This is a genomic window from Streptomyces sp. HUAS ZL42 (assembly GCF_040782645.1).
Lineage (GTDB): Bacteria > Actinomycetota > Actinomycetes > Streptomycetales > Streptomycetaceae > Streptomyces.
The window spans coordinates 6669691-6689944 of the sequence record NZ_CP160403.1; the positions used below are offsets into that span (position 1 = coordinate 6669691).

A 20254-nucleotide genomic window follows, 5' to 3' on the forward strand; every position below is an offset into this window, starting at 1 on the left:
AAGGGCACCCTCATGGACATCAAGAACCCGGTCGAGTCACCGGTCACTTTCAACCTGCACCGCGCCGAGTACCTGATCGCCTTCGCCGTCACGATCGTGCTGATCCTCGTGCACTTCCAGGACATCCGCTGGATCCCGGCGATCGCGCTCTTCCTCTACATCGACGTGATCGGCTACATCCCGGGCGCCATCGCCTACCGGCGCAGCCCGGACGGCCGTATCCCCAAGGCGTACTACGTCCTCTACAACAGCATGCACAGCCTCATCAGCGTGGCCGCCGTCGGCGCCCTGTGGTGGTGGATCGTCGGTGCCGAATGGGCCCTGCTGGCGCTGCCCTTCCACGTCTTCGGCGACCGGGGCGTCTTCGGCAACTTCCTCAAGCCGTTCGGGCTGCCCTTCGAGCCGGAGTCCACGCCCCTGGTGGACCAGGTGACCGCCATGCTGCGCCGCCGGGGCAGGACGAGCAGCCGGGTCCCGCTGCCGCTGAGCGAGGAGCGCGGCGGTCCCGTCGTCGGAGCGAGCCGTTGAGCCGGCCCCCGGCCCGCTTCGCCGACCGGACCGCGGACGTGGGGGACGCCGCGCAGGTCGCCCGCATGGCGCTGCGCCACGTGGCCTCCGGGGTGACCGTCCTGACGGTGAACCGGGACGGCGTCCCGCACGGCACCACGGCGAGCGCGGTGGTCGCGGTCTCCCGCGATCCGCTGATCCTCGGCGTGTGCCTGCACCCGTCGTCCTCGTTCGGATCGATGGTCCGCCGCACGGGGAAGTTCTCCGTCAACGTCCTCAGCTCCGGCCAGACCGCCGTCGCCCGCCACTTCGCCGACCCCGGACGCCCCTCGGGACACGCCCAGTTCGACCGGCTGGAGTGGTCCACCGACACGATGAGCGGCGCCCCCCTGCTGACCGGCAGCCTCGCCCACCTGTCCTGCCGGACGGTGGCCCGGCACCGTGTCGGCGACCACGACCTGCTGATCGCCGAGGTCACCGGCGGCACCCACCACACCGGGTCGCCGATGCTCAGCTTCGCCGGCCGGCTGCACGAGGCGGACATCACGCCGTCGCCCCTTCCCCTCTCTCCCACCGCTACCCGCAGCGAGGTGTCATGACTGTCGAGATACCGGTCGAAGCCGACTGGGACCGCGCCCCGAACCTGCTCGAAGGCGCCCAGGAGATGACCCTGTCCGCCGAGGAGTGCGACCTCGCCTACTGGCTGTCGGCCGTCGCCCAGGGCACCCTGCGCGGCCGTGCCGAACGCGGACACGCCGCCGGCACCCCGGAGCACATGCGCCGCCCCGGCCCGCTGCGCGACGCCCTCGTACTGGAACTGGGCAACCGGTCGCTGGCCGAGTCCCGGGCCGTGCAGGTCCTCTCCAACTACGTCATCGGGGCACCCGGCGTCGTCGAGCAGGAGTTCTTCGTCACCCAGGTGGTGGACGAGGCCCGGCACGCCATGATCTTCCGCAAGCACCTGACCGACCTGGGCGTGCCCGAGGACGGCCTGCTCGCCTACATCGCGGAACAGGGCGCCGACTACACCGAGCGGGTCCTCAACCCGATCGCCGAGTTCGCCACCACCGTGGTGCGCGACGAGGGCGACTTCATCGGAGCCGTCGCCGTGTTCACCATCGTCATCGAGGGAGTGCTGGCCCCGGCCGCGGAACTCAGCGAGCGCAAGTGGACCCTGCTCGACCCGGCCGCCGCCGAGATCGCCCGCGGCGCGTCCATCGACGAGATCCGCCATCTCACGGTCGGCAGCTCCATCGTCCGCGAGCACCTGGCGCGCGACCCCGGCTACCGGCCGCGCCTGATCGAGCTCATCCGCCGCGGCCGCGCCCTGTGGGACGAACTCCCCTCCGAGGAGTTCGTCCTGGAGCGTGAGGAGCTCTTCCAGGAGGGCATGGGCGCCCATGCCGACCTGCTGCGCGACTACGAGGTCTTCCCGGGCTGCAAGCTGCTGGAGACCACTCCGAAGCAGCGCTACGACCTGGCGGAGCGGTGGACGGACGACATGGCGGAGGTGCGCCTGCCCTACATGGGCATACCGGAGGCCGTCGAGCTGATCCGCACCTCCCGATGACGCGCCCGGACGGCCCCGGGGCGCGGCCGCTGCGGCGGACCCTGACGACGCCGAAGATCGTCTTCCTGGTCGTCGCGGCGGCCGCGCCGATGGGCGGCGTGGTGGGATCCGTCCCGCTCGCCTACGCCATCGGCAACGGCGCCGGCACACCGGCCGCCTTCGTACTGGCCGGGCTGACGCTGCTGTGCTTCTCGGTCGGGTACGCCGCCATGAGCCGCAGGATCGTCGACACCGGCGGTTTCTACACGTACATCGAACGCGGGCTGGGCCGTCCGCTCGCCGTGGCGGGCGGGCTGGTCGCGGTGGCGGCCTACAGCGCGGCGGTGGCCGGCGTCGCGGGCGCCTTCGGCTACTTCGCCGAACTGGTGGCGGCGTCCCACGGGTTGCACGTGTCCTGGGCGGTGTGGACGGCCTCGGGCATCGCCCTGACGGCCTTCATGGGATACCGGCGCATCGACCTCAGCGCCAGGCTGCTCGCGGTCCTCATGATCGCCGAGGTCGCCGTGCTGCTGCTGCTCGGCGCCGCCATCGTCGCGCGGCGTGGCGCGGACGCCCTGCCGGCCACGTCCTTCAGCCCGGACACGGTCTTCACGCCGGGACTCGGGGTGGCGCTGATGTTCGCCCTGATCTCGTACGTCGGGTTCGAGGCCGCGGCGCTGTACGGCGAGGAGAGCCGCACACCGCGGCGCAGCGTGCCCGTGGCGACGTACACCTCCGTCCTCCTCATCACCGCGTTCTTCGCCCTGATGAGCTGGGTGGGCGTCGGGGGAGTGGGCACCGACCGCCTCACCCGTGCCGCGGAGACCGAACTCGGTGACCTGTTCTTCAACCTCTCCGACGACTACCTCGGCGGCGCGGTCACCACGGTGATGCAGATCCTGTTGTGCACCAGCCTGTTCGGCGCCCTGCTCGGCCTGCACACCGCGGCCAACCGCTACCTGTACGCCCTCGGGCGCGAGGGGGTGCTGCCCGCCGCGCTGGCCCGGACCCATCCCCGTCACGCCTCCCCGTACCTCGCCTGCGTGACACAGACCGCCATGACGGCGGCGGTGTGCGCCGCCTTCGGGCTCGCCGGAGGCCATCCGTACACCAACCTCGCCACCACCATGCTGGCCTTCGGCACCGTGGGCATCGTCGCCCTCCAGGCCGTGGTGAGCCTGTCCGTGGTCGCCTTCTTCCGCGCCGATCCCGAGCGCCACTGGTGGCGGACGACCGTCGCGCCGCTGCTGGCCGCCGCCGGTCTGGTCGGCACGCTGGTCCTGCTGCTCTCCAAGTTCGCGCTGGTGACCGGTTCCTCGTCGCCGCTCGTCAACCGGCTGCCATGGCTCCTGGTGGTGCTCGCGCTCGTCGGCTTCCTGCACGGCCGCCGCCTCGCGGCGCGGCGCACGGGCCCTCCTCCTGCGAGCGAGCCGCACGACCGCTCCGTGCGTCACCTTTCCGGACACCCCGAGCACTGAGACGCCGGCAGGTGCACTACCGGCCGTCTCGGCCGGTGGGGCATGCTCGGCCCATGGACCTCATGGCGTGCATCCGGCGGCTCGCGGCCGACGACCTGGATCTCTCGCGGGTACGGGTCGCGCTCGACCGGCTGCTGCGCAGGGCCGTCGGCTACGACCTCGCCGCCATTTCCACCGTCGACCCGTCCACCCTGCTGTGGACGAGTTGCTTCGTCAGCGGCATCGACTCCGAAGGGTCCGCCGCGCGGGAAGACGTGATCTTCGAGGGCGAGTTCCGCGGGTCCGACGTCAACGGCTACGCACACCTGGCCAACGCGCCCGTTCCCGTCGCGGGCCTGCACTCCGCGACCGGGGGCGACATCACCGTGGCCGAGCGGTACGAGCCCCTGCTGAGGGGCCTCGGCGTCTGCGACGAGGCCCGCGTCATGTTGCGGGCCAGGACCGGCTGCTGGGGCTCGCTCACCCTGTACCGCACCAGGCCCTCACCGCCGTTCTCCCAGGCCGACCTGGACGTCCTCGCCGACATAGTCACCCCGGTCGCCGACCTGCTCCGCCTCACCCTGCTCCGTACCGCACTCGCCGCGTCGGGCGGCCTGCCGGCGCCGCCGGGGCTGTTGTTGGTCGGGCCGGCCGGTGAGACCGTCACCATGACCGACGACGCCCGTGTGTGGCTGGAGATCCTCGACGACCGGGAGCGGTTGCCCAGCGTGGTCCGCGCCGTGGCCGCGGCCGTACGCACCGGCAACGGCCTGGCCCGGGCCGCCCTGCCGAGCCGCGACGGGAGATGGGTCGTCCTGCACGGCTCGGCCGCGGGCGACCGGATCGCCGTCATCGTCGAGGGCGCCCGGCCTGCCGTGATCAGCGAGGTGATCACCCAGGCGTACGGGCTGACGGCCCGGGAACGCGAGATCACCGAACTCGCGGCCCAGGGCCGCAGCACCCGGCAGATGGCCACCCGGTTGGGGATCTCGCCCTTCACGGTCCAGGACCACCTCAAGGCCGTATACACCAAGGCAGGGGTCAACAGCAGGGGCGAACTCGTCGCGGCGCTCTACAACGAGCACTACGCGCCGCGCTCCGCCGCCGGCGCCCGGCCGAGCCCGTACGGCTGGTACCTCGACGACACCGCCGACTCCCGCGGCGGCGCCCCCTCGTCGTGCCTCAGCCGATGACGCCGAGTTGCCGAAGGTGGGCCATGTCGTCGCGGACACCCCAGTGTTCGGCCACCCGACCCTCGTCGTCGAAGCGCATCCAGTGCATCTGGCGGAACCGGAAGGGCCGCCCGGTCGGCTCATGGCCCATGAACGGGCCCTGATGGGTGCCGGCGTACCAGTTGCGCATCACGACGGCATCGCCGTCCGCGACCATGTGCTCGATCTCGGTGCGTGCGTCGGGGAAAGCCGTACGCAGCATCTCGATCAGCCCCCGCACGGGCTCGATGCCCACGCGGTACGGCTCCGGTGCGGTGTGGTTGACGATGTCGGGCGCGAAGCACTCGTCGAGGATGTCCAACTTCCCCTCCCCGAAGGCCTCTTCGTATATCCGGCGCATGGTGTGGATGTTCCGCTCCGCGGTCTCGGCGGCCTTTGCGGATCCAGTCGTTGTGTTCATGCCTCGAACGTAGAGGCGGGCGCGACGGCGCCCCATCCCTGGAATCAGGGGGTGGATCTGCCGCTGATCATCGGCGCCAGGGACCGGGTATCCGATCCTCGGGTTCCTGCCGGTCGGGTCGCTCCTGCGTCGGCCACGGGGTGTCCAGGACCAGCTCTGCCAGCCGCAATACGAGCTTGAACCGCGGCTGGTCCGACCTGCCGTAGAGGCAGACGTAGTACGAGCCGTCGGCGTACCGGAAGACTTTGCGCCGCAGGATCTTCCGGATCGCGTACTCAGGCTGTTCGGTGCACGCCGCGTCGTACAGTGCGGCCTCCGCCTGCTCCCTCGTGCCGTCCAGTTCGGCGACCGTCCTTGTCGGGTATTCGGTGTCGAGTGTCTTCACGGTGATCACCCACGAAGCCATGCCGTCCCCCCAAGGCGCACGGGACTGCGACCGTGCGCGTCGTCATGCGGGAATCATGGGCCGGGGGCGGGCATCTGTACAGGGCTGCCTGACCAGTGGCGTGTTCGGGCGCGTCAGCTGTGCTGCTCGGGGCCGGAGGGATCAACTCACCGTCCGCGGCCGCCCAGAATGCGGAGTGACGTTGGGCACATCGGACGTCTTCGGTCGCATGGGCCGTTTCGCCCCCGGCTGTTGCGCATCGCGCACTGTTCCTGCTGGACGACCACGTGTCAACCGGTATCTGACGAAGTGTCAAATGACCCTCCGGAGACGGAAGGAGCACCGAACAGTTACGTCCCGGTAACGGTAAACCGCTGTCAGGAAGCGTCCTCGCCCGTCACTCCAGCCCCTAATCTGTTGCCAGACCCGCTCCGGGCCTCTCCCCGCAGCGCGGGCGGGACCCCCGCCCGTCAACCCCCCAGAACAGGCGGCTGAGGGCATGAAACCACTGCGCCCAGAAGATCCCGAGCAGCTAGGTCCGTATCGTCTCGTGGCTCGGCTCGGAGCAGGTGGCATGGGCCGGGTCTACCTGGCGACCGCATCCGACGGCCGTACCGTCGCGGTCAAGGTCATCCGCCCCGAGATGGCGGAGGACAAGAGCTTCCGCACCCGCTTCCGGCGTGAGGTGGCGGCCGCGGCCGCGGTCGGCGGTGTCTACACGGCACCCGTGGTGGACGCCGCGCCGGACGCCGAGACCCCGTGGCTCGCCACCGCGTACATACCCGGCCCCACCCTTGCCGAGGCGGTCGCCGAACACGGGCCGCTGCCGGTGGAGACGGTCCTCGCGCTGGGGGCGGGCATCGCCGAGGCGCTGATCGCGGTGCACGCCGAGGGCCTGGTGCACCGCGACCTCAAACCGTCCAACGTGCTGCTCGCCGCGGACGGCCCACGCGTCATCGACTTCGGCATCGTCCGCGCCCGCGACGGGTACGAACTCACCGGCACCGGCGGTCTGTTCGGCTCCCTCGAGTACATGTGTCCCGAGCAGGCCACCGGCGATCCGATGGGGCCGGAGGGAGACGTCTTCTGCCTCGGTTCGGTGCTCGCGTTCGCCGCGTCCGCACAGGCGCCGTTCACCGGTGCGGCTGCGGCCGCCCTCCTCTACCAGGTGGTCCACGGCTCGCCCGACCTGACCCGGGTGCCCGAGCCGCTGGACAAGATCATCAGCCTCTGTCTCGCCAAGGACCCGGCCCTGCGTATCGGCCCCGACCGGCTCTCCGCGGCCTGCGCTCCCGGCGGCGCCGAACAGGTGCTGACGGAGGGCTGGTTGCCCGAGCCGGTGACCGCCATGATCGCCGGCTACCGGGCGGCCGTGATGGACCTCGACCTCCTCACGCGGACCCCGTTTCCCGCAGAGGCCTGGGGCGACGCACCCGACTCGGTGCCGCCCCCGCCCGGCCGGCGGGCGTCGGCCTGTGTGACGGTGGGGCGGTCGTCGTACGACACCGCCGTCGCCGACGGCAGGTGCGGCGCGGCCGGCCCGGCCGGCGTCCGCGAAGCCGGCGGCAGCGGCGACTGCGGCGCCGGTGGTGTGGGGCTCGCCACCGAACCGCCGGACCAGGAGCCCTTCCCCGCCCCGGAGGAACCGGCGCCGGAACGTTCCGCTGCGCCCGTGCACCGCCGCACCCCCGTACGTTCCGGTGTCTCCCGGCGCACGATCCTCGCCGCGGCCGCGGGTACGGCCCTCGCCGGGGGCACGGCCCTCGTGTTCTCCCGGCGAAGGACGAGCGGACAGCCGGGGCGCCCGGTCGGTCCGGCCCCCGAGCCGACCTGGGTCTACCGTGGCGGCCCGCTGCTGCAGACCCCGGCCGTCTTCAACGACGGCACGGCCCTGCTGAAGGCCCGCCCCGGCAGCATGATCTGCCTCGACCTGGCGAACGGCTCCCAGCCCAAGTGGGTCTACCAGGGCATCAGCCTCTCGCCCACCCCGGTCCTGCTGACCTACGGCGCGGCGGTCGCGCTCGGCACCGGCGCGACACTGATCGGCGTCGACCCGGCCAGTGGCGCCGAGCGGTTCACCCTCGACTTCGGTCAGAACTTCCAGTTCGAGCAGCTGCTCGGCAGTTACAACGGCTACGAGGTCTCGGTCCTGGGCGCCAGTCTGCAGCGGCAGTCCACGGAGCAGGGCGTCGCGACCTCCACCAGCGCGGTCTTCGGCGTCGATCTCGAGGCCCGCCAGGCCGTCGTCATACCGATCGACCCGGAGGACGTCGGCATCCCGCTGAAGCCCGTCATCACCTCCGAGTACTTCGTCTACGCCGACGGACTGCGCAACGTGTCGGTCCGCAGCACCCGCGACAGCGGCAGCCTGACCTGGCGGCACCCGGTGGGCCACGACCTCCGGCCGGATCTGGCCGTGCTCGACCAGACGGTCTTCGCCATCGGCTCGGAGCTGATCGCCCTGGAGCTGCGCACCGGAAAGCCCCGCTGGCAGGCGAAGGCCGATCGCGGCATGTTCGCCTCCCTCGGGGTGGGCGGCAGCACGGTCTACGTCACCGGCACCGATCCCCACGGCGTCCACGCCTTCGACGCGGCGAACGGCACCCGGCGCTGGTTCTGCGAGACCCCCCGCCTGGGCGTCGACAACCCGATCGCGGTGGGGGCGCACACCGTGTACGTTCCGGCCTTCGAGAACAAGAACGGCTTCTACGCGATCGACACCGCCTCCGGCCGCCTGCTGTGGAACTTCACCGACGGCCGCGAGACCGGTGTCAACGACTGGCAGGTCTCCTGCGACGGAGCCGGACACCTGGTGGCCCAGCACTTCGACCGCGTCTACGGACTTCCGGTCACCTGACCACCGACGAAACGCCCCATCCGCTCCGACGAGGGATGGGGCGTGTCGCCGTGCCGAGCCGGCGTCCGGGGGAAGGTCACGCCCCGGACGAGACCTCCGCCTTCTCCTCCCGGGACGGGTCCTGCGCCTCGGCAGACCCGAGCGCCCGGTTGCGGCGGACGGACGAGAGGAACGACGCCGCGATCAGGATCACTCCGACCAGGCCGGTGATGATCTCGCTGATCTGGTGCTGGATGGTGATCAGCAGGATCGCGGCGAGGGCGCCGATGGCGTAGTGGGCGCCGTGCTCCAGGTAGACGTAGTCGTCGAGGGTGCCCTGGCGGACCAGGTAGACCGTGAGCGACCGGACGTACATCGCGCCGATGCCGAGGCCGAGCGCCATCCAGAAGATGTGGTTGGTGATGGCGAACGCGCCGATCACGCCGTCGAAGGAGAAGGACGCGTCCAGGACCTCCAGGTAGAGGAAGAGGAAGAACGCGGCCTTGCCGGCGAGGGCGACGGCCGAGACGGGCCTGCCCTCGGCCCGGGCCTTCTCCTCCTCCTCGTGCTCGTGTTCCTCCTCTTCTTCGAGCCTGTCCTCGAAGTACCCGGAGAGACCGCCGACCACGAGGTAGGTGATCAGACCGGCGACACCGGAGAGCAGCACGGTGGCGGACTTGTCCGCGTGCCCCGTGCTGACGTGCGCCTGGGTGGCGAAGGTCATCGCGGAGACCATCAGGACGATGAGCGCGATGCAGACCGAGAGCATGTCGACCTTGCCGAGCTTGGCCAGCGGGCGCTCGATCCAGCGCAGCCACTGGATGTCGCGGTCCTCGAAGATGAAGTCGAGGAAGATCATCAGCAGGAACATGCCACCGAAGGCGGCGATCGCCGGGTGGGCGTCGGTGACCAGGTCCTCGTAGCGGTCCGGCTCGTCGAGGGCGAGCTGCACCGCCTCGATCGGCCCGACCTTGGCGCTGATGGCGACGATGACGACCGGGAAGACCAGCCGCATGCCGAACACCGCGATCAGAATGCCCAGGGTGAGGAAGATCTTCTGCCAGAAGGCGTTCATCTTCTTCAGGATTCCGGCGTTGACGACCGCGTTGTCGAAGGACAGCGAGATCTCCAGGACCGACAGGATCAGCACGATCCCGAAGGCCTCCCAGCCCCACTGCCACGCGGCGAACGCGAGACCGAGCGCCGTGACCGCGAACGACCAGCCGAAGGTTTTCAGCATCATTCTTATGCCGCCGCCTTCACCGCGAGGACCGGGCAGCCTGCTCCCAGCAGGATCTGCTGCGCGGCCGAGCCCATGATCAGCTTTCCGACCGCGCTCCGGCGCCGCAGTCCGATCACCACCAGGGACACGTCCGCCCGCTCCGCCATTTCGATGATCTCCTCGGCGGCGTCGCCGCCGCCGAGCACCTGGCGGATGTCGAACTCGACACCCAGCGCGGCCAGGTCCTCGCGTACATGGGCAAGATCGGGCTCCTGCGCGAACCGCGGGTCCACATAGGCGTCGCCCCGCGAGGTGTTGATCACCAGCAGTTTCTCGCCGCGCAGGCGGGCCTCGTCGATCCCCGCGCGCAGCGCGGCCTCACCCTCGGGTGAGGGTACGTAACCGACCAATACGGTCATGTCTGTTCAACCTCTCCAGGCTCTCAGGCACTTCGCTCACGCAGGGGACGTACGACGAACCGTCGGACCAGCGGCCAGACGAGCACCAGGACGATCGTGGTGTAGACCGCGTACGACACCGGTCCGCCCACCAGCCCCGACAGTTCGCCGCCCGACAGCTGCAGGGAGCGCCGTCCCTGCAGTTCGGCCCGGGGGCCGAGGATGACGCCGACGATCAGGGGCAGCACCGGCAGTCCGAACCGCCGCATCGCGAACCCGAGGAGTCCCAGCAACAGCAGCAGGAACAGGTCCAGGGGCTGTGCGTTGACGGCGTACGCACCCATCGACGCGAAGAACAGGATTCCGGCGTACAGATAAGGGCGGGGAATCTGCAGCAGCTTCGCCCAGGCGGGCGCGAGCGGCAGATTCAGCAGGAGCAGCAGCAGGTTGCCGATGAACAGGCTGGCGATCAGCACCCACACGAGGCTCGCCTCGCGCTCGAACAGCAGGGGGCCGGGCTGGATGCCGTACGACTGGAAGGCCGCCAGCATGACCGCCGCCGTGGCGTTCGTCGGCAGGCCGATCGCCAGCATGGGGACAAGCGTGCCCGCCGCGGACGCGTTGTTCGCGGCCTCCGGGCCGGCCACACCCTCGATGGCGCCCTTGCCGAACTCCTCGGGGTGCTTGGTCAGCCGCTTCTCCGTCGCGTACGACAGGAAGGTCGGTATCTCCGCGCCACCGGCCGGCAGCGCGCCGAACGGGAAGCCGAACGCCGTGCCCCGCAGCCACGGCAGCCACGACCGCTTCCAGTCCTTCTTGCCCATCCACGGCGTGCCGACCGGGATGACCTCGGCGGGCTTGCGCCGCAGATGCGCGGCCACCCACAGCGCCTCGCCGACGGCGAAGATACCCACGGCGACGACGACCACGTCGATCCCGTCCGCCAGCTGGGGGATGCCCAGCGTGAGCCGCTGCTGTCCGGACACCGCGTCGATGCCGACCAGGCCGATCGTCAGGCCCAGCAGCAGCGAGATCAGGCCCCTGATGCGGGAGGAGCCCAGCACGGACGTGACCGCGATGAAGGAGAGCAGCATCAGGGCGAAGTAGTCCGGCGCGCCCAGGCTGACCGCGAAGTCCACCACGATCGGGGTCACCAGCACCAGCAGCAGGGTGCCGATGGTGCCCGCCACGAACGAACCGATGGCGGCGGTGGCGAGCGCCTGCGCCGCCCGTCCGGCCTTGGCCATCTTGTTGCCCTCGATGGCCGTCACCACCGACGACGACTCGCCGGGGGTGTTCAGCAGGATGGAGGTGGTGGACCCGCCGTACATGCCGCCGTAGAAGATGCCGGCGAACATGATGAACGCCTGGACCGGCTCCATCCCGTAGGTGATCGGCAGCAGCAGGGCCACGGTCATCGCCGGGCCGATGCCCGGCAGGACGCCCACCGCGGTGCCGACGACGACGCCTATCAGCGCCAGCAGCAGGTTCATCGGGGCCACGACGTCCGCGAAGCCCTGCATGAGGTTGTTCAGGTTGTCCATCACAGGATCCCTTGCAGCACGCCGGCCGGGAGGTTCACACCGAGCCCGATCGCGAAGGCGTAGAACGTGGTGAGGGACAGCGTCACCGCGATCAGCAGATTGCGTACGTAGTGCCGGTTGCCGAGGGCGAAGGCCGTCCCCCAGAACAGCAGCGTGCCGCTGATCACCCAGCCGAGCCGTTCGATGAGCACCGCGTTCACCACGAACGCGCCGATCAGCAGCACCACCGTGCGCCAGTCGCTGCCCTGGGAGAGGTCGACGTCCTCGCCGGCCTCCGGCTCGCCATGGCCGCCCCTGGCCACGTCGACCGCGTACAGCGCGGCGACCACCAGGAGCAGCACGCCCAGGATCACCGGCACCGCGCGCGGACCGACCGGGTCGGTGCTGCTGGTGATGTGCGGGATCCCGAGCCCGTCCACGATCACCGCGGTGCCCAGCAGGGCGAGGAACGCGCACACACCGTACTGTGCGCGGTCCCCACCCCGGGGCGGACGGGCGTCCTCCACGGTCCGTTCGTCCGTCATCTGGGAGCTCATGCCAGTCCGAGCTCTGCCAGCAGGTCGGCGACGGTCTTGTCCTGGTCCTTCAGGTACGTGCCGAACTCGTCACCGGTGATGAAGGCGTCGGTCCAGCCGCGCTTGGTCAGCTCGTCCTTCCACTGCGTCGAGTCGTGCATCTTGGTCAGCGAGTCGATCCAGGTCTTCTTCTGCGCGTCGGTGATCCCGGGAGGGGCGACGACGCCGCGCCAGTTGGTGAATACCAGGTCGATCCCGGAGTCCTTGAGGGTGGGGGCGTCCTTCACCGCCGCGATCGGCTTCTCGCTGGTCACCGCCAAGACGCGCACCTGTCCGGCCTCGATCTGGTCGAGGAACTCGCCGTAGCCGCTGGCGCCGAAGGCGACCTTGTTGCCCAGGATGGCGGGCAGCAGCTCACCGCCGCCGTCGTAGGAGACGTAGTTGACCTTCTTCGGCTCGATGCCGACCGCCTTCGCCAGCTGCATCGGCAGCAGGTGGTCCGGGCCGCCCGGCGACGAGCCGCCGCCCACGGCGACCTTCTTCGGGTCCTTCTTCCACGCGGTGACCAGGTCGTCGATCGTCTTGTAGGGGGAGTCCTTCGACACGACGATCGCGCCGGCCTCCTCGATCAGCTTGGCGAGCGGCGTGGTGTCGGTCAGCGTCGCGGCGGACTTCGAGGTGTAGGACGAGCCGACGACTCCCAGGCCCATCTGCATGGCGAGCTTGCCGTTGCCCTTCTCGTTCACCAGGCGCTGCAGGCCGACGGTGCCGCCGGCGCCCGGCAGGTTGTACACCTGGACCCCGGACGCCGTCTTGGAGTCCTGCATCACCTGGGCGACGGTCCTGGCGGTGACGTCGTACCCGCTGCCCGGGGTGTTGGGCACCATGAGGCGCAGGCCGGTGACGGGCTTGGAGCTTCCGCTCCCGCTCCCCGAATCCTCCTTCTCCGCGGTGGCGCCGCAGGCGCTGACGGCGAGCATCGACACAGTGGCAAGAGCTCCGAGAAGTGCGGCTCTGCGAGTTCTCATGGCTCATCTCTTTCGCTTGGGCGAGTCCGGCGCCATGATTGTGCGATCCCCGTGAAAGCCCGTCTCTGTTGTGTGACCATTGAAGGTTGAGTTCATTGTGGTCGTGACGTCCCGACGTCATACGCTCGCCGGTGAGCTGCTGGTATTGCAGCTCGCCATCGTGGTGATCGTGCTCGTCGCGGTGGCCGCCGTCTCGCTCGCGCAGTCGAAGGCGACGTTCGACCGCGTGGAGGGGCGCCGGGTGGCCGCCCTCGCCGAAGAGATGGCCGGAAACCCACTGCTGCGCGCGCAGCTCGTGCTGCCCGCCCCCAGTGAGATGCTCGCCCCGCTGCTGCAGACCACCATGACCCGGTCCAACGTAACCTCCGTCACAGTCGCCGACGAGCGCGGTGAGATCGTCGCCGCCACCAATCCCACGCTGGTCGGGACACAGCTGCCGGTGGACGGGCCGAGCGTCGCGCAGGCGCGCGGCTGGTCGGGGGAGCTGCCGGTGGACGGGGTGCGTGAGCTGGTGGCCCAGGTCCCGGTACTCGGCGAGCACAGGGACCACGTGGGCGAGCACCTCGGCACGGTCATGATCGGCCGGGCCTCACCGTCGGCCTGGCAGCGGCTGAGCGGCGCCTCCTCGTATCTGCTCGCCTACCTCGGCATCGCGAGCGTGCTCGGGGTGGCCGGGTCCTGGCTGCTGGCCCGGCGGATCAAGCGCCAGACCTTCGGCCTCGAACCACGCGAGATCGCCGGTCTCGCCGAGCACCGTGAGGCGATGCTGTTCGGGATCGCCGAGGGTGTGATCGCGCTCGATCCGAGGCTGCGGCTCACGCTGGTGAACGAGGTCGGCCGCAGACTGCTCGACCTCCCCCAGGACTCTGTCGGGATGAGCCTGGCCGATCTGGGCATCGAGGGCAGGCTGTACGACGTACTGGCAGGGACGGGCGGCGAACACACCGACGGACACGGCACCGGGGGACGCGACGAGGTGGTGGTGCGCCGGGGCCGCGTGCTGGTGATGAACCGCATGGACGTCACCAAGGACGGCCGGCGCCTCGGCTCGGTCACCACCTTGCGGGACCGTACCGAACTGGCCCAACTGGAACGCGAGTTGGGCTCGTTCCGGAGCAGTACCGAACTGCTGCGCGCGCAGGCCCACGAGTTCTCCAACCAGCTGCACACCATCTCCGGGCTCATCCAGATCGGCGAGCACGACGAGGTCGTACGGTACGTCCGGGCCCTGCGCAAGCACCGTGAGTCGCTCGATCTGACCCTCACCAGCAGGGTCCGTGACCGGGCCGTCGCCGCGCTGCTCATGGCCAAGTCGGCACTCGCGGCGGAGCGCCGGGTCCAGTTGCGGATCTCCGAGCGCACGGCCCTGGACAAGCTGGAGCCGACCGACTCCGCGGACGTGGCGACGGTGCTCGGCAACCTCGTCGACAACGCCCTCGACGCGGCCGCGGCCGGGGAGCACGACGACGACGCGTGGGTGGAGGTCGAGCTGCGCCAGGACGCCTCGAGTGTGGAGATCGCCGTACGTGACTCGGGCCCCGGAGTGGCTCCCGAGCTCGCGCAGGAGGTGTTCTCCCACGGCTTCACCACGAAGGCCGCGCAGGGCGGCGACCGGGGTATCGGGCTGGCACTCACCCGGCTGGTCTGCAAGCGCAGGGGCGGTGAGGTGTCGGTGGCGAACACAGAGACGGGCGCCGTGTTCACGGCCAGGATGTCCGTCGGCCGGCTGGCCGGCCGGGAGACGGAGGAAGTCCGGTGATCGACGTACTCGTGGTCGAGGACGATTTCATGGTGGCGCGTGTCCACCGCGGATTCGTCGACAGTGTCGAGGGCTTCCGTGTGGTCGGCACGGCGAACTGCGGGGAGCAGGCGCTCACCGCCGCCGCAGAGCTGCAGCCCGACCTGGTCCTGCTCGACCTCTATCTGCCCGACATGTTCGGCCTGGATGTCGTACCCCGGCTACGGAGCGCGGGCCATGACTGCGACGTGATGGTGATCAGCGCCGCCCGCGAGGCGGAGGCGGTCCGCGGCGCGGTCCGGCAGGGCGTCGTCGACTACCTGCTGAAGCCCTTCGACGCCGACGAGCTCAAGGACAGGCTGGAACGCTACAGCGCCCGGCGCAGCAATCTGAGCGCCGGGACGGTGAGTGGACAGGCCGATGTGGACCGGGCACTGGGCCGGGTCGCGGCTCCGACGGTGACGCCCACTCTGCCGAAGGGCATGAGCGTGGAGACCTCGGAACTGGTCGAACGCGCGCTGCGCGAGGCCGGCGGAACGCTGTCCGCGGCCGAGTGCGCGACGCGGGTCGGCGTCTCCCGCGTCAGCGCGCGCCGCTATCTCGAACACCTCACCGTCACGGGCCGGGCGGTGGTGTCGCTGCGCTACGGCCAGGCGGGCCGCCCCGAGCGCCGCTACCACTGGCACGCCCGGTGAACGCCGCGTACCGCTCCCCGCCCATGCGGGTCGCTCCGAGTGTCGTGACTGCTGGTGCGCTTGGTGAGGGCCGTGTTCGGGGGTTGCCTGCCGGCGTGGGTCGCTCCGAGTGTCGTGACTGCTGGCACGCCGGGTGAATGCCGCGTATCGGGGCTCCCCGCCGACGCGGGTCGCCTCCGAGCGCCGCTACCACTGCACGCCTGGTGAAGGCCGTGTTCGGGGGTTCCCCGCCCATGCGGGCCGCTCCGAGCGTCGCGACTGCTGGCACGCCTGGTGAAGGCCGTGTTCGGGGGTTGCCTGCCGGCGTGGGTCGCTCCGAGTGTCGTGACTGCTGGTGCGCTTGGTGAGGGCCGTGTTCGGGGGTTCCCTGCCGGCGTGGGCCGCTCCGAGCGTCGCTACCGCTGGTACGCCTGGTGAACGCCGCGTACCGGGGCTCCCCGCCCGCGCGGTGGAGCCCCGGTACGGCGCCTGTCAGGGCAGTTCCGTCACCCGGGCCGTGCCCGGAGGCGTGACCGGGGAGCCGGCGGAGAGGTAGTCGGTCAGGGCCGCGATGTCGTCGCCGCCGCCGACCGGGTTCGTGCCCTTGGCGAAGGTCGTGAAGCCGTCGCCGCCGCCCGCGAGGAAGGTGTTGGCGACCACCCGGTAGGTCGCGTCGGGCTTCAGCGTCTCGCCGTCGAGCTTGATCGAGTCGGGGTCGATGCGGTCACCGACGGGGGCGCTGCGGGAGTAGGAGTACGTCAGGCCCTTGGAGACGCCCAGGATCAGGGTGGGCGCACGGGTGCCGGAGTCGTTGAACTGCTCCTCCAGGATCTTCTCGATCTGCGCTCCCGTCAGGTCAACCGTCACCAGCGTTCCGGCGAAGGGCTGGACGGCGAACGCCTCGGCGTAGGTGATCTCGCCGGGTGCCTCGCCGCCCGTCGAGGAGTCGTACACCAGGTCCGCCCTGACCCCGCCCGGGTTCATCAGGGCGATCCGGGCCCCGCCCTTCTCCGGTGCCGAGGTCGCCGCGAGCTGGGCGTCGGCGACCAGGTTCGCCAGGTCCGACTCGGCGTCGCGGGTCTCGGAGCGGGTGATGTCGGCGGTGACGCTGCCGACGACCCGGTTGGCCAGGGGCGCCGAGAGCGCCTTCCACTTGGCGATGACCTCGGTCTGGTCGGCGTCCTTGGCGCCGGTGCGGGTGACGAGGTGGTTCATCGCGGCGACCTGGTCGCGTACGACGTCCCCGGTGCGGCGGTCGACGGGCAGCCGGGTCTCGGTGACCACCCGGCCGAAGGACGAGGCCGACGTGACCATGCGCGGCTTGCCTGCCGGGTCGGGCAGCGAGCAGATGTACGGCTGGTGGGTGTGGCCGGTGACCACGGCGTCGATCGCCGGGTCCAGGTTCTTGGCGATGTCGACGATCGGGCCGGAGATGCCGTTGCACTGACCGTAGCTGCCGGCCTGGATGCCGCCCTCGTGCAGCAGGACGACGATCGCCTCGACGCCCTGCTCGCGCAGCTTGGCGGCGGCGGCGTTGGCGGTCTCCACCTCGTCCGTGAAGCGCACGGACTTGATGCCCGACTGGCCGGTGACTTCGGGGGTGCCCTCCAGGGTCATGCCGATGAAGCCGAGCTTGACGCCGTCCACCTGCTTGACCCAGGTGGGCGCAAGGAGCGGCTCACCGCTCGTGCGGTCGAGGACGTTGGCCGCGAGCCAGGGGAACTGCGCACCGTCGTACGGCCGGCCCTCGATGTAGCAGCCGTCCTTCGGGTGGCAGCCGCCGTTCTGCATGCGCAGCAGTTCCTCGGTGCCCTCGTCGAACTCGTGGTTGCCGACGCTGGTGACGTCCAGGTGCAGCTTCTCCATGGACTCGACGGTCGGTTCGTCGTGGAAGAGACCGGACAGGAAGGGGCTGGCGCCGATGATGTCGCCCGCCGCGACGGTCAGCGATGCCTCGGTGCCCTCCCGGAGCCGGCCCAGCGTGGCGGCCAGGTACTCCGCGCCGCCGACCGTGGTCGACTTCGGGTCCAGCTTGGAGCCGAGGTTGGCGTCACGCCCGGTGGGCGGTTCCAGGTTGCCGTGGAAGTCGTTGAAGGACAGCAGCTGGACGTCGACGGTGGACGAGGGCTTCGGCCTGGTCGGGAAGTCGTGGGTGTACGACGTCCAGAGCTTGACGTCCTTGCTGTCCGTACGGCCGTTGCCGTCGAGGTCACCGGCGGAGCCCGAGGCGGGGAGGGACTTCAGGTCCCTGGCGTCCACCGTGCCGTCGCGGTTGATGTCCGGGGTGTGGGTGGCCAGCAGTCCCGGTCGGACGGAGAGCAGGTGGAACTTGGTGACGCTGCCGTTGAAGCCGAAGTTGTCGTCGGCGACCAGGACGAGGGAGCGGGACCCGTCGGGCAGTGTCGGCCCCCAGGTGATGCCCTCGACGTTGTCGGCGTCGGTTCCGGTGGTGGTGAGGTCGTACAGCAGCTTCTTCGGCATCGGCTGCTCGGAGCCCGACAGCTTCTCCTTGCCGCTGACGTCCGTGGCACCGACGGTGCTGGTCCAGTAGAGGCGGATGGAGAAGCCGACGCCGGAGGCGAAGGACCGCTCGACGGTGATGTAGTCGGTTTCGTTGATCGCGAGGATCTCGGAGACTCCGCGGTCCGCGGAGTAGGTGCCGACGGGGGCGGGCAGGGGAGCGGTGGGCGCGTCGGAGATCGGGTCGACCTCGTAGACGTGCTCGGCCTCGGAGGCGCCGGTCCCGCGGTCCGTCACCAGCAGTCGGGACGGGCTCTTGGCCGTCAGTCCGGCGGCGGGGCCGTCCTGGACGAGGGCGTTCTCCGTAACGGTGACGGCCTTGCTGCCGTCCGGGGAGAGGGTGAGTCCTTCCAGGGCCTGGTTGTTGCGGACGCCCGCGACGAGCGTTCCGGAGGAGCTGCGGACCGGTGCGTACGCCTTGGGCAGCGGCAGTTCCCGCTCGTGCGCTCCGGAGGTGCTCGCCTCGCGGACGAAGGCGGGCTGCCCCGAGGAGGAGGCGCCCTCGCTCGTCCACAGCACGCTCGCGGCGCCCGGCGTCCAGCGGATCGCCTCGGGGTCGACCGCCTTGGTGGCGAAGGGTTCGCCGTTCGTGTCGTCGAGCACGGTCAGGGCGTCGAGGTCGGGCTTGTCGTGCGCGAACGCGTCGCCGTCCAGGGGCAGTCGGAGGGTGTAGAAGCGGGCCTTGCCGTTCTCCGAGCGGTCGTCGCTGAGGGCGACGTACTCGCCGGACTTCGGGTCGTAGTCGATTCCGGACAGGCCGCCGAACGGCATGCCGAGCTCGCTCGTCCCCGCGGGCACGGTCAGGGTGTCCAGCAGACGGATGCCGTGCTGCTCGGTGGCGTCCGTCCCGGACTCGGCCGCGAAACCGCGCGCGAGGCTCAGTCCGCCGAGGAGGCAGGCCGCCGTGAGGCCGCCGAGAAGCGCGCGTCTGCGGCGCGCTCGGTGTCTGGGGCGCATGGTGTCCTTCCATGGGGAAGTCATGGGGAAGTGGTCGTACGGGGAGGTTCCGGGCACAACGGGGCCCGCCCCTTGGCGCTGACCAGGGGCGCCGGGGTGTGATGGATGGGGTGCGTCGACAGTAGGAAGTGCAAAACGATTTGGCTACGTTGCCCGATTTCCACTGCATTTCTTCTGTGGGACGCCCCGAAGTCATCGAGCGGCGGATCCACCGTGGGGGGCCGCGGCTGAAACACCGGCAACTTTTCCGAACCCCGCGACCACTGAGGGGTGGGCGGCTACTTTCACAGGAGTCGCACACCTGAACACGTGTTCTCCCGAACCACGTAAGGACCTCATCAGTGGCGTCGCCTTCTCACCGCCGTTCTCCCCGCAAGCGGCGCACCATGCTGCTCCCCGCCGTCGCCGTGGCGGCCGTCGGGATCGTCATATCCCTGGTCATGGCCTTCCGGCCCGACCACAGAGCCGACGACGGGCAGGGGGCTGCGGCCGCAGCCGTCACCGGCTCCCGGGCGGTCGTGACGCCCACGGCGTCGGAGGCGAAGCCGTCCGCGTCCCCGACCCCGACGGCTCGTGCGACCACCCCGACGGCCACCGCGACCTCCGCGTCGGCGCGGCCGTCGGCCTCGAGGACCCCGCAGAAGACGGCTTCCGGCGCGGCACCGCTGGCGGGACGGATCCGCCCCGGCGTCAGCTACCGGGGAAGCGCCACCTTCTACGACGCCGGGAACGGCGACGGTGCCTGCCTGTACGGGCCGAGCGACGACCTGATGATCGCGGCGATGAACACGACCGACTACGAGTCGTCCAAGGCGTGCGGGGCGTATGTGCTGGTCCGTGCGGGGAGTGCCTCCGTCACGGTCCGGATCACCAACGAGTGCCCGGCGCCCTGCGCCCCCGGGCAACTCGACCTCAGCGCACAGGCCTTCGCCGAACTCGCCGACCCCTCGCGCGGGCAGATCCCGATCACCTGGAGCCTGCTCAGCCCCCGCACGTCGGACACGATCTCGATCCGGTACAAGACCGGGTCCAGCCGCTATTGGTGCGGCATCCAGGTGATCGGCCACCGGAATCCGGTCGCGCGACTGGAGGTGCGCAGCGGCGGCGCCTGGACCCGGTTGCCCCGTGCCGACTACAACTACTTCCTGTCCGAGCAGGGCGGCGGGTGCGGCGGCGCGATCAGGATCACCGACATCTACGGAGAACAACTGACGGTCGACGCAGTCGCGGTGCGGCCGGACGCCGTACAGCCGACCCGCGTCCAGTTCGCCGCACACTGACCCCGCCCGCCG

At 70.4% G+C, this 20254-nt stretch carries 17 protein-coding genes; 9 read left to right on the plus strand and 8 right to left on the minus strand.

What is annotated here, in order from left to right:
• The first annotated feature begins 12 nt into the window (after positions 1-12).
• Genes ABZO29_RS30405 through ABZO29_RS30425 form a run of 5 tightly spaced genes read left to right on the plus strand, consistent with a single transcriptional unit; the run spans position 13 to position 4706 of the window.
• Entirely contained in the window at positions 13-528 is a 516-nt protein-coding gene (locus ABZO29_RS30405) for a hypothetical protein (protein ID WP_367323356.1), read from the plus strand.
• The gene (locus ABZO29_RS30410) at positions 525-1106 is read left to right on the plus strand and encodes a flavin reductase family protein (RefSeq protein WP_367323357.1); all 582 of its coding nucleotides are present in this window, start codon (positions 525-527) and stop codon (positions 1104-1106) included. Before ABZO29_RS30405 ends, ABZO29_RS30410 begins: the two co-directional genes overlap by 4 nt.
• On the plus strand, positions 1103-2077 hold the full coding sequence (locus tag ABZO29_RS30415) for a VlmB-like protein (RefSeq protein WP_367323358.1): 975 nt from the start codon (positions 1103-1105) through the stop codon (positions 2075-2077). The genes ABZO29_RS30410 and ABZO29_RS30415 overlap by 4 nt, the downstream gene beginning before the upstream one ends.
• Positions 2074-3534 (plus strand): APC family permease, encoded by a 1461-nt coding sequence (locus ABZO29_RS30420; RefSeq protein WP_367323359.1) that lies wholly within the window; start codon positions 2074-2076, stop codon positions 3532-3534. Before ABZO29_RS30415 ends, ABZO29_RS30420 begins: the two co-directional genes overlap by 4 nt.
• A 53-nt stretch (positions 3535-3587) precedes the next feature.
• The gene (locus ABZO29_RS30425) at positions 3588-4706 is read left to right on the plus strand and encodes a helix-turn-helix transcriptional regulator (protein ID WP_367323360.1); all 1119 of its coding nucleotides are present in this window, start codon (positions 3588-3590) and stop codon (positions 4704-4706) included.
• Here the strand turns inward: ABZO29_RS30425 and ABZO29_RS30430 are convergent.
• Entirely contained in the window at positions 4696-5145 is a 450-nt protein-coding gene (locus ABZO29_RS30430; protein WP_367323361.1) for an ester cyclase, read from the minus strand. The genes ABZO29_RS30425 and ABZO29_RS30430 overlap by 11 nt on opposite strands.
• 67 nt (positions 5146-5212) lie before the next feature.
• On the minus strand, positions 5213-5551 hold the full coding sequence (locus tag ABZO29_RS30435) for a hypothetical protein (RefSeq protein ID WP_367323362.1): 339 nt from the start codon (positions 5549-5551) through the stop codon (positions 5213-5215).
• 478 nt (positions 5552-6029) lie between these two features.
• Between ABZO29_RS30435 and ABZO29_RS30440 the strand changes: the two genes are divergently transcribed.
• Complete coding sequence (locus tag ABZO29_RS30440; protein ID WP_367323363.1) at positions 6030-8387, plus strand: PQQ-binding-like beta-propeller repeat protein; 2358 nt, start codon at positions 6030-6032, stop codon at positions 8385-8387.
• 76 nt (positions 8388-8463) lie between these two features.
• Here the strand turns inward: ABZO29_RS30440 and ABZO29_RS30445 are convergent, their stop codons facing one another.
• The 5 genes from ABZO29_RS30445 to ABZO29_RS30465 are packed head-to-tail and all read right to left on the minus strand — an operon-like array spanning position 8464 to position 13073.
• On the minus strand, positions 8464-9609 hold the full coding sequence (locus ABZO29_RS30445) for a DUF475 domain-containing protein (RefSeq protein ID WP_367323364.1): 1146 nt from the start codon (positions 9607-9609) through the stop codon (positions 8464-8466).
• Positions 9610-9611: 2 nt separating this feature from the next.
• On the minus strand, positions 9612-10007 hold the full coding sequence (locus ABZO29_RS30450) for a universal stress protein (RefSeq protein WP_367323365.1): 396 nt from the start codon (positions 10005-10007) through the stop codon (positions 9612-9614).
• A 23-nt stretch (positions 10008-10030) separates the two neighbouring features.
• On the minus strand, positions 10031-11530 hold the full coding sequence (locus ABZO29_RS30455; RefSeq protein ID WP_367323366.1) for a tripartite tricarboxylate transporter permease: 1500 nt from the start codon (positions 11528-11530) through the stop codon (positions 10031-10033).
• Positions 11530-12054: a tripartite tricarboxylate transporter TctB family protein gene (locus ABZO29_RS30460; protein WP_367323367.1), complete on the minus strand. Its 525-nt coding sequence runs from the start codon at positions 12052-12054 to the stop codon at positions 11530-11532. Before ABZO29_RS30460 ends, ABZO29_RS30455 begins: the two co-directional genes overlap by 1 nt.
• 8 nt (positions 12055-12062) lie before the next feature.
• The gene (locus ABZO29_RS30465) at positions 12063-13073 is read right to left on the minus strand and encodes a Bug family tripartite tricarboxylate transporter substrate binding protein (protein ID WP_367323368.1); all 1011 of its coding nucleotides are present in this window, start codon (positions 13071-13073) and stop codon (positions 12063-12065) included.
• A 97-nt stretch (positions 13074-13170) separates the two neighbouring features.
• Here ABZO29_RS30465 and ABZO29_RS30470 point away from each other — a divergent pair, with 97 nt between their 5' ends.
• Entirely contained in the window at positions 13171-14832 is a 1662-nt protein-coding gene (locus tag ABZO29_RS30470; protein ID WP_367326293.1) for an ATP-binding protein, read from the plus strand.
• Positions 14829-15506 carry a response regulator gene (locus tag ABZO29_RS30475; protein ID WP_367323369.1) on the plus strand — a complete coding sequence of 226 codons (678 nt, stop codon included), beginning with the start codon at positions 14829-14831 and terminating at the stop codon, positions 15504-15506. The genes ABZO29_RS30470 and ABZO29_RS30475 overlap by 4 nt, the downstream gene beginning before the upstream one ends.
• A gap of 471 nt (positions 15507-15977) precedes the next feature.
• On the opposite strand, the gene ABZO29_RS30480 is transcribed toward ABZO29_RS30475, so the two are convergent.
• On the minus strand, positions 15978-18962 hold the full coding sequence (locus ABZO29_RS30480; protein ID WP_367323370.1) for an esterase-like activity of phytase family protein: 2985 nt from the start codon (positions 18960-18962) through the stop codon (positions 15978-15980).
• 341 nt (positions 18963-19303) lie between these two features.
• On the opposite strand from ABZO29_RS30480, the gene ABZO29_RS30485 reads away from it, so the two are divergent.
• Complete coding sequence (locus ABZO29_RS30485) at positions 19304-20242, plus strand: expansin EXLX1 family cellulose-binding protein (protein WP_367323371.1); 939 nt, start codon at positions 19304-19306, stop codon at positions 20240-20242.
• Positions 20243-20254: the final 12 nt, after the last annotated feature.

What these genes read in the sequence shown, in the direction of transcription:
- ABZO29_RS30450 (WP_367323365.1), bottom strand. Translation starts at nt 10,007, where the DNA reads ATGACCGTATTGGTCGGTTACGTACCCTCACCCGAGGGTGAGGCCGCG.
- ABZO29_RS30460 (WP_367323367.1), bottom strand. Translation starts at nt 12,054, where the DNA reads ATGACGGACGAACGGACCGTGGAGGACGCCCGTCCGCCCCGGGGTGGG.
- ABZO29_RS30480 (WP_367323370.1), bottom strand. Translation starts at nt 18,962, where the DNA reads ATGCGCCCCAGACACCGAGCGCGCCGCAGACGCGCGCTTCTCGGCGGC.
- ABZO29_RS30445 (WP_367323364.1), bottom strand. Translation starts at nt 9,609, where the DNA reads ATGATGCTGAAAACCTTCGGCTGGTCGTTCGCGGTCACGGCGCTCGGT.
- ABZO29_RS30465 (WP_367323368.1), bottom strand. Translation starts at nt 13,073, where the DNA reads ATGAGAACTCGCAGAGCCGCACTTCTCGGAGCTCTTGCCACTGTGTCG.
- ABZO29_RS30415 (WP_367323358.1), top strand. Translation starts at nt 1,103, where the DNA reads ATGACTGTCGAGATACCGGTCGAAGCCGACTGGGACCGCGCCCCGAAC.
- ABZO29_RS30455 (WP_367323366.1), bottom strand. Translation starts at nt 11,530, where the DNA reads ATGGACAACCTGAACAACCTCATGCAGGGCTTCGCGGACGTCGTGGCC.
- ABZO29_RS30425 (WP_367323360.1), top strand. Translation starts at nt 3,588, where the DNA reads ATGGACCTCATGGCGTGCATCCGGCGGCTCGCGGCCGACGACCTGGAT.
- ABZO29_RS30435 (WP_367323362.1), bottom strand. Translation starts at nt 5,551, where the DNA reads ATGGCTTCGTGGGTGATCACCGTGAAGACACTCGACACCGAATACCCG.
- ABZO29_RS30405 (WP_367323356.1), top strand. Translation starts at nt 13, where the DNA reads ATGGACATCAAGAACCCGGTCGAGTCACCGGTCACTTTCAACCTGCAC.
- ABZO29_RS30420 (WP_367323359.1), top strand. Translation starts at nt 2,074, where the DNA reads ATGACGCGCCCGGACGGCCCCGGGGCGCGGCCGCTGCGGCGGACCCTG.
- ABZO29_RS30430 (WP_367323361.1), bottom strand. Translation starts at nt 5,145, where the DNA reads ATGAACACAACGACTGGATCCGCAAAGGCCGCCGAGACCGCGGAGCGG.
- ABZO29_RS30440 (WP_367323363.1), top strand. Translation starts at nt 6,030, where the DNA reads ATGAAACCACTGCGCCCAGAAGATCCCGAGCAGCTAGGTCCGTATCGT.